We start from the raw sequence: 12,658 nt of genomic DNA, 5'->3' as shown, positions 1-12,658 counted from the left end.
GGCGCGGCCCGCCTTGGGGCGGCCCGACGGCGGCCGCATCATTTTTCCGGAACACACCCCATGACGACGCGCGACGAAGCGGCACGCGAAGCCGCCGCACTGAGCGAGCAGCTTCACAAGCACGCCCATCTCTACTACGTGCTCGACGCGCCCGCATTGCCCGACGCCGAGTACGACAAGCTGTTCCAGCGCCTGCAGGCGCTGGAAGTCGAACACCCCGATCTGCGCACGCCCGATTCGCCGACGCAGCGTGTGGGCGGCAAGGTGCTCGATGGTTTCACCAAGGTGCGACACAAGGTGCCGATGCTGTCGATTCGCACCGAGACCGACATCACACCCAGTGGCGCCAGCGCCTTCGATGCGCGTGTGCGCAAGGAGCTGGGCCTGGCCGAAGACGGGCCGCAGGTCGAATACGTCTGCGAACTCAAGTTCGACGGCCTCGCCATGAACCTGCGCTACGAGCACGGCGTGCTGGTGCAGGCGGCCACGCGCGGTGACGGCGAAGTGGGCGAAGAGGTCACGCAGAACATCCGCACCGTGCGCGAGATTCCACTGAAGCTCAACGGCAAGGCGCCGCCGGTGGTCGAGGTGCGCGGCGAGGTCTACATGAAGCGCGCCGACTTCGATGCGCTCAACGAGCGCCAGCGCCAGAAGATCGCGGCCGGCCAGAAGAACGAGAAGGTGTTCGTCAATCCGCGCAATGCGGCGGCCGGTGCCGTGCGTCAGCTCGATCCGGCGATTGCCGCGGAGCGGCCGCTGAGCTTCTTTGCCTACGGGCTCGGCGAAGTCACGCCGGCCAGCGAAGGCGGCCCCGACTGTCCGACGCAGTTCGATTGGCTGCAACAGTTTCATGCCTGGGGATTTCCCCTTGCAACGCAGACTGCGCGTGCGAAAGGTGCTATCGAACTCATAGCATTCCACGAGAACATCGGCCGTCAGCGCGATGCCTTGCCCTACGACATCGACGGCGTGGTCTACAAGGTCGACAGCGTGGAGCTGCAGCGGCAACTGGGCTTTGTCTCGCGCGAGCCGCGCTGGGCCGTGGCGCACAAGTACCCCGCGCAGGAACAACTGACCGAAGTGCTCGGCATCGAGATCCAGGTCGGGCGCACCGGCAAGCTCACGCCGGTGGCCAAGCTCGCGCCGGTGTTCGTCGGCGGCGTCACGGTGACCAACGCCACACTGCACAACGAAGACGAGGCCCGCCGCAAGGACGTGCGCGTGGGCGACACGGTCATCGTGCGGCGCGCAGGCGACGTGATTCCCGAAGTGGTCGGCGTGGTGCCCGAAAGCCTCGCCAAGCCCGATGACCAGCGCGGCCCGGTGTTCACCATGCCGCACCAGTGCCCCGTGTGCGGCTCGGAGGCCGTGCGCGAAGAGGAAGAGGTCGACTACCGCTGCACAGGCGGGCTGTTCTGCGCGGCGCAGCGCAAGGAGGCGATCCTGCACTTTGCGGCGCGGCGCGCGGTCGATGTCGATGGGCTGGGCGACAAGCTGGTCGAGCAACTGGTCGACGCCAATCTGATCCGCACCTTGCCCGATCTCTACAAGCTCGGCTTCACCACGCTGGCGGGGCTGGACCGCATGGCCGAGAAATCGGCCAAGAACCTCGTCGACGCGCTCGAAGCCTCGAAGAAGACCACGCTGCCGCGCTTTCTCTTTGGGCTCGGCATCCGGCATGTGGGCGAGAGCACCGCGAAGGATCTGGCCAAGCATTTCGGCAAGCTGGACGCCATCATGGACGCGACCGAAGAGCAACTGCTCGAAGTCAACGACGTGGGGCCGGTGGTGGCGCAAAGCCTGCGTACCTTCTTCGACCAGCCCCACAACCGCGAGGTGGTCGAACAGTTGCGCGCCTGCGGCCTGACATGGGAAGAGGGCGAGCCTGCCGCCCGTGCGCCCAAGCCATTGGCGGGCCTGACCTTCGTCATTACCGGCACCCTTCCTACGCTGGGCCGCGACGAAGCGAAGGATAAATTGGAGGCAGCCGGTGCAAAGGTCGCCGGTTCCGTCAGCAAGAAGACCCATTACCTCGTGGCCGGTGAAGAAGCCGGCAGCAAGCTCGACAAGGCCCGGGACATCGGGGTCGAGGTGATCGACGAGGCGCGTATGCTGGAAATACTGACCAACGGTATTCCGGAAAAATGAAGCGGTAGCGGCAGGCTCTCTTTACCGGCCGTTACGCGACTTCATCCAGCCGCAGTCAACAGGGTCTACAACCTGGCGTTGAAAGCAAACTGAAGGCCAACAAGGAGAGCCCCTCATGCAAAAAATTCGTGTTCTTGGCGCCACCATCGCCCTTGGCGGCCTTGTGCTGCTGACCGGTTGCGCCGTTCCTGGCGATCCCTATTACGGTGGGGGCTATGCGGGTGGGGGTTATTCCTCGGGGGGGTATTACACCGATCCCTCGCCGGTGGTGGTCCAGCCGGCGCCAGTCTATATCAATGGCGGGGGCTACTACGAGCGCCGGCCATCGTATTACGACCGCCCGTATTACGACCGTCGCCCCTACTACAACAACAACCGGCCCGGTTATCCCTATCCAGGCGTACGGCCGGGCAACTACCCGCGTCCGCCTGTCGTCGGGATTCCAGCCCAGCCCGTTCGGCCGGGTGGACTTCCTGCAACCGGCCGGCCAGCGTTGCCCAATCTGCCGGGCACGCCGATCCACAGCACGACGAATCCCGCCAGGGACCAGTGACGACTGGGCTGATGGCCGCACTTGGCGACCAAGGCCGGGGAGCCCCGCGATAATCCCGCCATGGCCATCCGCGAAATCCTCAAGATGGGCGACCCCCGGCTGCTGCGCATTGCGCAGCCGGTCGCCGCCTTCGACACCGACGAACTGCACCTGCTGGTGCGCGACATGTTCGAGACCATGCATGCCGTCAACGGTGCGGGCCTCGCGGCGCCGCAGATCGGCGTGGACCAGCAACTGGTGATCTTCGGCACCGACATCGTCAATCCCCGTTATCCCGATGCACCGCCAGTGCCCCGCACGGTGCTGCTCAACCCCGTCATCACGCCGCTGGGCGATGAAGAGGAAGAGGGCTGGGAAGGGTGTCTTTCGGTGCCGGGCCTGCGCGGCGTGGTGCCGCGCTTCGCCAATGTCCGCTATACCGGCTTCGACCTGTATGGCGACCCGATCGACCGGGTTGCGAGTGGCTTTCATGCGCGCGTGGTGCAGCATGAAGTCGACCACCTGCTGGGCAAGCTCTACCCGATGCGGGTGCGCGATTTCTCGCGCTTCGGCTACACCGAGGTCCTGTTTCCAGGCCTCGATACCGCCGATGACGACTGACTGATCCGGCTCAGTTGTACTTGCTGCTCAGGGCGAAGCGGCCGCCACCCATGAACGCGAGGGCGAGCGCCGCGAACAGGAACATGCCCTGCAGTTCCAGTGCCCAGCCGCCTTGCTTGCCGAGCGCCGTCAGGTCCTTCATGTGGACCAGCGCGAAGGCCACCAGCATGTTGATCACGACGACCCATGCAGCGGGCCGTGTGTAGAGCCCGATGATCAGCAGCACAGGCGCCACCACTTCACCGATGTAGACCAGGTAGGCCAGCGCGCCCGGCAGTCCATGCTGTGCCAGCATGCCGGAGATGAAGCCGACGCCGCCCTGCAGCTTGGCAATGCCGTGCAGCAGGATCAGGACGCCAAGCGAAACGCGCAGGATGAACTTGCCGGTGTCGTCGGATTTGACCATTGTGTTGTTTCCAGTTGAGAGTGATTCGAGGGCCGTATGGTAGTGAACCGGCGGCGCTTCGGGGAGGTCGATTGCGGGGCGTGCAGGCGCATATGCATCCAACCCGGAGTTCTTTGGCAGAGTGCCGTGTCGCCCCGTACACTGCCTTTTGCTTACTGTTGAGGAGAACACCAATGAAGAACCGATTCGCCGGATTCCGTCCGGCCCTGCTTGCTGCTGCGTCCGTTGTCGCCTTTGCCTCTGCGGCGCCAGCCTTTGCCGGCAAGACGCTCGATGCGGTCAAGCAACGCGGCACCGTCAAGTGCGGAGTGACCAACGGCGTGGCGGGTTTCTCCGCCCCCGACACCCAGGGCAACTGGTCGGGTCTCGACGTCGACACCTGCCGCGCCATTGCGGCCGCCGTGCTCGGCGACGGCAAGAAGGTCGACTTCGTGCCGCTCAATTCGCAGCAGCGTTTCTCGGCCCTGCAGGCCGGCGAGATCGACATCCTCGCTCGCAACACCACCTGGACGCTCACGCGCGACGCGTCGCTCGGCTTCAACTTCACCACCATCACCTACTATGACGGCCAGGGCTTCCTGGTGCCGAAGAAGCTCAAGGTGACCAGCGCCAAGCAGCTCAAGAACGCCACCATCTGTACGCAGTCGGGCACCACCAACGAGAAGAACGTGTCGGACTACTTCCGCGCGCAGGGCATCCCGGTCAAGACCGTCGTGTTCGAGAGCTTCGAGGCGTCGTTCAAGGCCTTCTTCTCGGGCCGCTGCCAGGCCTTCACCACCGACGCCTCGGCGCTGGCCGGCCTGCGCAACAAGGAAGCGCCGAACCCTGACGACTACATCATCCTGCCCGAGCTGATCTCGAAGGAACCGCTCGCGCCGCTGGTGCGCCGTGGCGACGACGAATGGTTCGCCATTGCCAAGTGGGTGCCCAACGCGCTCATCGAGGCGGAAGAGTTCGGCATCACGCAGGCCAATGCCGACGAACTCAAGGCCAACAGCAAGGACCCGGCGCAGCAGCGCCTCGTCGGCACCGGTGAAGACCTCGGCAAGCTGCTGGGCCTCGACAAAGACTGGTCGTTCCGCGCGATCAAGGCCGTGGGCAACTACGGCGAAATGTTCGAGCGCAACGTCGGACCGAAGTCGGTGCTCAAGCTGCCGCGCGGCTCGAACAACCTCTGGAGCAAGGGCGGTCTCATTTACGCACCACCGGTTCGATGAGCCGGGAGGCCTCGCGCCGCGGCGCCTGGCTGGCCTGGGCTGTCCAGGCGCTGCTGGTGCTGGCCGTCGTGGCCGCCGCGGTCTGGGTGGTGCATCACGCGCTCGAAGTGCTGCGCGCGCGCGGCGTCCGCTCCGGCTTCGACTTTCTTACCGAGCCTGCGGGTTTCTCGATCAGCGAAGGCTGGCTCGACTTCGATGCGAGCCAGCCCTTCTGGCGCGCCTTCCTCGCGGGCCTGATCAACACGGTGCGCGCGGCGGTGCCCGCGGCCATCTTTTCCGTGGTGCTCGGCACGCTGATCGGCATTGGCCGGCTGGCGCCGCACGTGCTGCTGCGCGGCATCTGCACCGCGTATGTCGAGCTGCTGCGCAATGTGCCGCTGCTGGTGCAGTTGCTGATGCTGGCCTTCGCGATGGCCAATCTGCTGCCCGATCCGACCGAACCCGTGCATCTGATGCTCGGCGTGTGGCTCAGCAAGGGCGGACTCAGCGTGCCCTGGCCCGTGGCGGGCGAGGGCGGCTGGTGGCCCACGCATTTCGAGTGGCCCGAGCGTGGTGATTTCGGCGTGAGCGGTGGCGCTGCGCTGAGCCCGGAGTACGTGACCATCGTGGCGGGCCTGTCGTTCTATTCGGCGGCTTTCGTGGCCGAGATCGTGCGTGCCGGCATCCTGTCGGTCTCGCAGGGGCAGGTGCTCGCGGGGCAGGCGCTGGGGCTGTCGTCGGGGCAGCAGTTGCGCATCGTGATCCTGCCGCAGGCGCTGCGCGTGATCGTGCCGTCGCTCACCAACCAGTTGCTGAGCCTCACCAAGAATTCGTCGCTCGCCGTGGCCGTGGGCTATCCGGAGCTGGTGTCGGTGGCCAACACCACCATCGGCTCGAACGGCCGGGCCTTCGAGTGCATTGCGATCATCATGGCGATCTACCTGCTGCTGTCACTGCTGATCTCCTTCGGCATGAACCGCTACAACGCGCGCGTCGCGCTGCGGGGCTGGCGATGAGGAACGTCGCGCAAGGCCCGATCGCGTGGCGCAGCGAACTCTGGGGCTCGCCGTTGCGCGCGCTGGCCACCGTGCTGTTGCTGGCGCTGCTCGTGTGGGGCGGTTTTCACGCCATCGAGTGGGGCGTGGTGCATGCCGTGTTCCGCCCCGATGCGGAAGCCTGCCGCGCGGTGCAGCACGGCGCCTGCTGGGGCGTGGTGGCCGAGAAATGGCGGCCGATGCTGTTCGGCCGCTTCCCCTATGAAGAGCAATGGCGCCCGGCGATCGCGGTGGTCGTGCTGTCGGCCGTCACCGTGCTCAGCGCGTGGCCGCGCAGTTGGCGCTGGTGGCTGGTGCCGCTCTGGGTTGGCGCGCTGCTGCTGTTCGTGCTGCTGATGCGCGGCGGTGTCGCCGGCCTGAGCCCTGTGCCGACAAGCCGATGGGGCGGCCTGCCGCTGACCATCGGGCTGGCCGTGGTCGGACTGGCGCTGGCCTTTCCGCTGGCGCTGTTGCTGGCGTTGGGGCGCCGCTCGGGTTGGCCGGTGGTGCGCACGCTGAGCGCGAGCTATATCGAGCTGGTGCGCGGCGTGCCGCTGATCTCGGTGCTGTTCATGGCCTCGTTCCTGCTGCCGCTGCTGTGGCCGGCGGGCTGGCAGCCCGACGTGCTGGTGCGCGTGCTCGCGGGCCTCACGCTGTTCGTGGCGGCTTATCTGGCCGAGATCATCCGTGGTGGCCTGCAGGCCGTGCCGCGCGAACAGACCGAGGTTGCGATGGCGCTCGGCTTCGGCCGCTGGCCGGTGCAGCGCGACATCGTGCTGCCGCAGGCGCTGCGCCTCGTGGTGCCGGCGCTGACCAACAGCGTGGTCGGCACGCTGAAAGATACCTCGCTGGTCACGGTGGTCGGTTTGTTCGAGTTGACGGGTGCACTCGGCCTGGCGCTCGGTGGTGATCCGACCTGGCGGCCGTTCTACCTCGAGGGCTACCTGTTCATCGCTGCGGTGTACTGGGTGCTGTGCTTCGGGCTCTCGCGCTACAGCGTGTGGCTCGAAAAACGCCTGTCGGCTGCGCCCTGAGCTGGACCGCCAAAACGCCTGTTGTACACTCCGGCCCTCATGTCGAGCCACAACTTCACCCCCGCATCCGCCGCAGCCTCCATGGCTTGCATGATGCCGCCTGCCTCCGTGCAGGCGATGGTTGTTGCTCGAATGATTACCACCATTACCAACGCGGCCACCTGAGCACGCACAGGTGGCCGTTCCGGCAGCCACCTGGTGTATCGCTCTCTCCCCGAACGAATGAACCCAGCTCTGGCAGCTGGGTTTTGTTTTTTCGTCTGGAGATGTCCATGTACCGCGAACCCGCTGAATCCCTCGAGCCCCTGCACAGCCTGAACACCGATCGGGCGGCCATTCGTCCCCTGCGTGTCGGGATGATCGGCATCGGCACCGTGGGCTCGGGCACCTTCCGCGTGCTGGCCCGCAACCGGGCCGACATCGCTGCCCGCGCCGGCCGGGCGATCGAGTTGGTGATCGTGGCGGCCCGCAATCTCGAACGGGCCGCAGCGATCGTCCAAGGCAGAGTGCCGCTCACTTCCGACCCGCTGCACGTGGCCACGCACCCCGACGTCGACGTGGTGGTCGAGGTTGCCGGCGGCACCGGCCCCGCGCGCGACTGGGTGCTGGCAGCCATCGCGCACGGCAAGCACGTGGTCACGGCCAACAAGGCACTGCTGGCGGTGCATGGCACTGAAATCTTCGCCGCCGCGCGGGAGCAGGGCGTGGCCGTGGCCTACGAAGGCGCGGTGGCCGTGAGCATTCCCATCATCAAGGCGCTGCGCGAAGGCCTTGCGGCCAATCGCATTGAATGGGTGGCCGGCATCATCAACGGCACCACCAACTTCATTCTGAGCAAGATGCGCGATGAAGGGGTGGACTTCGCCGCCGCGCTCGCGCAGGCCCAGTCGCTCGGCTATGCGGAAGCCGACCCGAGCTTCGACATCGAAGGTATCGATGCCGCCCACAAGCTCACGCTGCTGGCCGCCAATGCCTTCGGCATGCCGCTGCGCTTTGTCGATGCGCAGGTGGAGGGCATCACCGCCTTGCAGAGCCTCGACGTGGCCTGTGCCGAGCAGCTGGGCTATCGCATCAAGCTGCTGGGCATGGCGCGCCGGCAGGCGGCGGGTGTGGAGCTGCGCGTGCAGCCCGCGCTGGTGCCTGCCGATCACCTGATGGCGCACGTGAATGGATCGATGAACGCAGTCATGGTCAAGAGCGATGCTGCTGGCCTGACGATGTACTACGGCGCGGGTGCCGGCTCGGAGCAGACCGCATCGGCTGTGATCGCCGACCTGGTCGACGTGGCGCGGCTCGATGGGGTCCATGCCGCAAACCACGTGCCGCATCTGGGTGTGCATGCCCACGCGACGAACGCCTTGCCGGTGCTGCCGCGCGCCGCTGTGCACACGGCGCACTACCTGCGCGTGCCGGTGCACTCGGTCAGCCAGATCCAGGCGGTGACGGCCTGCCTTGCCGAGCAGCGTGTACCGGTTCGGCAGGTCGTCCTGGCGACAGAACGACCCGACGTGGGCCCGCAGGTGCTGGTGCTGACGGGGCCGGTATTGCAAAGCGCGGTAGACCTCGCCGTGCATGCGCTGCAGGCGCGGGCCGAGGCGGCCGGCCCGGTGGTGACGCTGTGTGTGGAAGCGCTGGAAGCCTGAGCGTCTTTCCCCGCCGCCTCAGACCGTCTGTGCGCGCAGCTCCGATGCGCCGGCATCGGGCAGCGGCTCGTCGTGCAGCCCCAGCGCGATCGCTTCGCGCCGCGGCGCTGCAGTGGCCAGGCTGACGATCACGACCACCGCCGCGTTGATCGCCATCGCGATCAGTCCGGCCTCCCATTGCGGCACTGCCGTGGCCCAGAACTTCGCCGCGAAGGGCGCCAACAATGCGACAAAGCCCGCCACCAGCCCGGCCAGCACGCCGACCGCACTCGTGCGCTTCCACAGGAAGCCGAGGAACACGCCGGGCGCGAGCATGCCGATGGCCGAATAGGCGTCGAGCAGGATCTTCACCAGCGAGCCCTTCTGGCTGACCGAAAGCCAGACCGCGATCGCCGCGAACACCACCAGCGAGCCGCGCGATAGCGCCAGCGACCCACGCTCGCCCAGGCCAGGCCGGAACGGCCGCACCACGTTGCGCGTGAAGATCGAGCCGGCCGTCAGCAACAGCAGCGAGCCCGGCGCCAGCGCCAGCAGGAAGCCCGTGCCCGCGAGAAGGCCGACCGTCCACGCCGGATAACGGTCCGACACGAACTGCAGCAGCGCCGCGTTCAGGTTGCCACCCGGCGGCTGCGTGTGGACCAGCAGCGCTGCGAAGCCCAGCAGGATGATGAAGAAATAGGCCAGCGAATACAGCGGCTGCCAGATCGCGTTGCGGCGGATCGCCGTGGCGCTGTGCGCCGTGTACGACATCTGGAACAGGTGCGGAAAGACCCAGTTGCCCAGCGCGATGTTGATGGCCGAGGTCATGAGCCAGATCGCAGTGGTCGGTGAGGTGGCGTCCAGGCCCGGGAACTTGCCGATGCCGGGGTGCTGCGCCTCGGCCATCGAGAACAGGTCGAGCAGCGAGGCCGCGCCGACCTTGCTGGCCACGGTCACGCTCAGCAGCACCACGACGATGACCATCAGCACATCTTTCACGCCGGCCGCGAAAGCGGCCGAACGCACGCCCGCCGCGAAGACGAAGGCCACCATCAGCAGGCCCGCGCCCATCGTCGCGGCCTCGCTCGAGATACTGCTGCCCAGCGTGAGCTGCACGATCAGCCCGAGGCTCACCAACTGGATCTGCACGTACACGACCAGCGATGCGATGCCCACCACGCCCGTGAGCACGCCGAGCCAAGGCGCGTCGTAGCGCGCGGCGAAGAAGTCCGATTGCGTGAGCAGCCGCCCGAGCCGGCCCGCGCGCCAGATCTTCGGCATGAGCCAGTAGCCCACCGCGTAGCTCATCGACACCGAGCAGAACGCGAGGTAGGCGGGTGCGCCCAGCGCCCACGCGTAGCCCGAGATGCCGAGCACAGCGAAGGTCGTGTAGACCTCGCCGGCATTCATGAACCAGAACACCAGCGTGCCTAGGCTGCGTCCGCCGACGGCCCAGTCGGCAAAGCTCTTGCCGTGGCGGGTGCGGCGGCCGTAGGCGATGGCGCCCGCCACCGTGGCGAGCAATATGGCGAGGACGATCGCAAGCTTCATGGCGCGCCGTCCTTGCTTGCGTTGTCGGCACGAAGGCTCTTTGCCAGAAAGTCGGCTTCTTCGGCTTCCACGCCGGCCCGCCCATCGAGCTTGAAAACGAGCGCAATCACCACGCTCGTGAGCACGATGCCGGCCATCTGCCAGAACATCGGAAAGGGCAGTCCGAAGGGCGTGGCGGCGATGTCGTTCACTGCCGGCGCCAGGCAGGCTTGCCAGACGAAGGGAAAGACCAGCAGCCATCGATGACCGAGGCGGCGTGGCTTGCTGCTGTTGCGCGCGGTGGGGGCGTCGACCATCTCAGCTCCTGTAAAGTGATACTGCACAAAATCCGACGGAGTGTGCAGCCAGGTTGCTGCAAAGCGCAAGATGGTATTCCGCTATTTTTTTGAACTTTCCATTGAAATAAAAGGAATTTTCCTCAGCGCACCGGGTTCGGGCGCACGCACCGTTGACGTGCAGTTGCACAGCACATACCATCGCCATCCAATGAAGCCATACTGCACAAAATCAGGATGCCCGCATGATCGGTGAACGACTGAAGGAGTTGCGGACCGTGCGCGGCCTGTCGCTGCGCGAGCTGGCGACCCAGGCGGGCGTGTCGGCCACGTTGCTCAGCCAGATCGAGCGCTCGGTCACCGACCCCAGCCTCGAGACCATGCGCCGGCTGGCCGGCGTGTTCGGCGAATCGGTGTCCTCGCTGTTTTCTGCGCCGGCGCCGCCTTCGGTATGGATCAGCCGACCGGGCGAACGCTCGCTGCTCACCGCGCCCAAGGGGCAGGTCGGCTACGAGCGCCTCACGGCCGGCAACGGGCAGCTCGAAGTGCTGCGCGCCGTGCTGCAACCGGGGCAGGTGTCGGCGGACGAGCCGCGCGGCCATGCCTCGACGGAGTGCGTATACGTCGTCGGCGGCGCGCTGGTGGCGCAGATTGCGGGCGTCGATTACCCGGTGCTGGCCGGCGAAAGCATCTCGTTCGACTCGCGGCTGCCGCACCGCTACATGAACCAGTCGCAGGCGCCGACCGAAATCATCTTGTCGGTGACGCCACCCAACCCCTGAACCTGCAAGGCCCCCGATGACCACCGACACCCGCTTCACGCTCCATGACCTGCGCGTCGAGGTCGTCGCCCCCGAAGGCGCCAAGCTCTATTGCGGCGCCAAGGTCGGCGACTTCTTCGAGCTGCGCGGCGAGATGCTGCATCTGCCCGAGGGGCAGGGCTTTTCCATCTATTCGCTCGGCGCCTTGCTGCCATTGCTGGCCGCCAAGCAGCGGCCCACCGACGCGAACGACTGGATGAGCACCGACGCCGAAGTGGCCTGCCCCGATCCGCATTGCCCATCGCGCTTTCGCATCACCCGCATCGGGCTGCGCACCTTTCGCCACGCCGACACCACGGCGGTTGTCCATCCTTCGAACGAACCCTCATGATTTCTTCTCCAGCTTCTTCTTTGCAGCACCGCATCGAACTCGCGCCCGGTTACTCGATCTCCCGTTTGCTCAAAGGCGGCTGGCAACTGGCCGGCGGGCACGGTGACGTCGACCGCGAAAGCGCCATTGCCGACATGGCGGCGTACTACAACGCCGGCATCACCACCTTCGATTGCGCCGACATCTACACGGGCGTCGAGGAAATGATCGGCGAGTTCCGCGCCGACCACCTGCAGCGCCACGGCCGCGACAGCCTTTCGCAACTGCGGGTGCACACCAAGTTCGTGCCCGACCTTGCCATCTTGCCGACCATCGACAAGCGCCAGGTCGAGCAGACCATCGACCGCTCGCTCAAGCGCTTGCGCATGGAACGGCTCGATCTGGTGCAGTTCCACTGGTGGGACTACAGCGTTCCGCGCTACCTCGAAGTCGCGCATTGGCTCACCGAGTTGCAGCGCGCCGGCAAGATCGACCGCGTGGGCGGCACCAACTTCGACACGCCGCATGCGCGTGAACTGGCAGAAGCGGGCGTGCCCTTGTTCAGCATGCAGGTGCAGTACTCGCTGCTCGACCAGCGGCCCTTGCCGCTCATGACGCCGTACTGCGCGCAGTCGGGCATGAAGCTGCTGTGCTACGGCAGCGTGGCCGGCGGTTTCCTGTCGGAGCGCTGGCTGGGCAAGAGCGATCCGGGCCACACCTTCGAGAACCGTTCGCTGGTCAAGTACAAGCTCGTCATCGACGACTTCGGTGGCTGGGACCTGTTCCAGCAACTGCTGGCGCAACTGCAACAGGTTGCGCAGCGGCATGGTGTGTCGATCCCGACAGTGGCCATGCGCTGGGTGCTGCAGCAGCCGGCCGTCGCGGCCGTCATCGTCGGCGTGCGGCGCGGCGACCATCTTGCGGACCACATGAAGGTGCTCGATTTGCAACTCGACGCGGCCGACCTCGGTGCGCTGGATGCGGTGCTGTCGCAGCGCAGCGCGCCCAGCGGCGACGTGTATGCCGTCGAGCGCGACCTCGAAGGGCGCCACGGCCGAATCATGAAATACGACCTGAACGACGCGCCGCAGCACTGAACGCGGCGCAC

At 66.4% G+C, this 12,658-nt stretch carries 13 protein-coding genes; 10 read left to right on the top strand and 3 right to left on the bottom strand.

Going from position 1 to position 12,658, the window contains the following annotated elements; all coding sequences use genetic code 11:
• Window positions 1-60 precede the first annotated feature (60 nt).
• The 3 genes from ligA to def all read left to right on the top strand — a co-directional run bounded on the left by ligA (window position 61) and on the right by def (window position 3,301).
• Window positions 61-2,148, top strand: coding sequence for an NAD-dependent DNA ligase LigA (gene ligA, locus H7F35_RS30525; RefSeq protein ID WP_187110238.1), 2,088 nt, complete (start codon window positions 61-63; stop codon window positions 2,146-2,148).
• A 115-nt stretch (window positions 2,149-2,263) separates the two neighbouring features.
• The gene (locus tag H7F35_RS34945; RefSeq protein ID WP_261803420.1) at window positions 2,264-2,701 is read left to right on the top strand and encodes a hypothetical protein; all 438 of its coding nucleotides are present in this window, start codon (window positions 2,264-2,266) and stop codon (window positions 2,699-2,701) included.
• 60 nt (window positions 2,702-2,761) lie between these two features.
• Window positions 2,762-3,301, top strand: a complete 540-nt coding sequence (gene def / locus H7F35_RS30515; protein WP_187110237.1) for a peptide deformylase — start codon at window positions 2,762-2,764, stop codon at window positions 3,299-3,301.
• A gap of 10 nt (window positions 3,302-3,311) precedes the next feature.
• On the opposite strand, the gene H7F35_RS30510 is transcribed toward def, so the two are convergent.
• The gene (locus tag H7F35_RS30510) at window positions 3,312-3,707 is read right to left on the bottom strand and encodes a DoxX family protein (protein WP_187110236.1); all 396 of its coding nucleotides are present in this window, start codon (window positions 3,705-3,707) and stop codon (window positions 3,312-3,314) included.
• A 173-nt stretch (window positions 3,708-3,880) separates the two neighbouring features.
• Here H7F35_RS30510 and H7F35_RS30505 point away from each other — a divergent pair, with 173 nt between their 5' ends.
• The 4 genes from H7F35_RS30505 to H7F35_RS30490 all read left to right on the top strand — a co-directional run bounded on the left by H7F35_RS30505 (window position 3,881) and on the right by H7F35_RS30490 (window position 8,614).
• A complete protein-coding gene (locus H7F35_RS30505) occupies window positions 3,881-4,924 on the top strand; it encodes an amino acid ABC transporter substrate-binding protein (protein ID WP_187110235.1) in 1,044 nt (347 codons plus the stop codon).
• Window positions 4,921-5,919 (top strand): ABC transporter permease subunit, encoded by a 999-nt coding sequence (locus H7F35_RS30500; protein WP_187110234.1) that lies wholly within the window; start codon window positions 4,921-4,923, stop codon window positions 5,917-5,919. Before H7F35_RS30505 ends, H7F35_RS30500 begins: the two co-directional genes overlap by 4 nt.
• Window positions 5,916-6,971, top strand: coding sequence for an amino acid ABC transporter permease (locus tag H7F35_RS30495; RefSeq protein WP_187110233.1), 1,056 nt, complete (start codon window positions 5,916-5,918; stop codon window positions 6,969-6,971). Before H7F35_RS30500 ends, H7F35_RS30495 begins: the two co-directional genes overlap by 4 nt.
• A 272-nt stretch (window positions 6,972-7,243) precedes the next feature.
• Window positions 7,244-8,614: a homoserine dehydrogenase gene (locus H7F35_RS30490; RefSeq protein ID WP_187110232.1), complete on the top strand. Its 1,371-nt coding sequence runs from the start codon at window positions 7,244-7,246 to the stop codon at window positions 8,612-8,614.
• An 18-nt stretch (window positions 8,615-8,632) separates the two neighbouring features.
• Here the strand turns inward: H7F35_RS30490 and H7F35_RS30485 are convergent, their stop codons facing one another.
• Window positions 8,633-10,144: a sodium:solute symporter gene (locus H7F35_RS30485; RefSeq protein ID WP_187110231.1), complete on the bottom strand. Its 1,512-nt coding sequence runs from the start codon at window positions 10,142-10,144 to the stop codon at window positions 8,633-8,635.
• The gene (locus tag H7F35_RS30480; protein WP_187110230.1) at window positions 10,141-10,440 is read right to left on the bottom strand and encodes a DUF3311 domain-containing protein; all 300 of its coding nucleotides are present in this window, start codon (window positions 10,438-10,440) and stop codon (window positions 10,141-10,143) included. The genes H7F35_RS30485 and H7F35_RS30480 overlap by 4 nt, the downstream gene beginning before the upstream one ends.
• A gap of 224 nt (window positions 10,441-10,664) precedes the next feature.
• Between H7F35_RS30480 and H7F35_RS30475 the strand changes: the two genes are divergently transcribed.
• Genes H7F35_RS30475 through H7F35_RS30465 form a run of 3 tightly spaced genes read left to right on the top strand, consistent with a single transcriptional unit; the run spans window position 10,665 to window position 12,647 of the window.
• Window positions 10,665-11,201: a cupin domain-containing protein gene (locus H7F35_RS30475; RefSeq protein ID WP_187110229.1), complete on the top strand. Its 537-nt coding sequence runs from the start codon at window positions 10,665-10,667 to the stop codon at window positions 11,199-11,201.
• A gap of 16 nt (window positions 11,202-11,217) precedes the next feature.
• Window positions 11,218-11,571: a TIGR04076 family protein gene (locus H7F35_RS30470; protein WP_187110228.1), complete on the top strand. Its 354-nt coding sequence runs from the start codon at window positions 11,218-11,220 to the stop codon at window positions 11,569-11,571.
• Window positions 11,568-12,647 carry an aldo/keto reductase gene (locus H7F35_RS30465; protein WP_187110227.1) on the top strand — a complete coding sequence of 360 codons (1,080 nt, stop codon included), beginning with the start codon at window positions 11,568-11,570 and terminating at the stop codon, window positions 12,645-12,647. The genes H7F35_RS30470 and H7F35_RS30465 overlap by 4 nt, the downstream gene beginning before the upstream one ends.
• Window positions 12,648-12,658: the final 11 nt, after the last annotated feature.

It is taken from the genome of Variovorax sp. PAMC26660 (assembly GCF_014302995.1).
Lineage (GTDB): Bacteria > Pseudomonadota > Gammaproteobacteria > Burkholderiales > Burkholderiaceae_C > Variovorax.
This window is presented reverse-complemented; position numbering and strand designations above follow the sequence as displayed.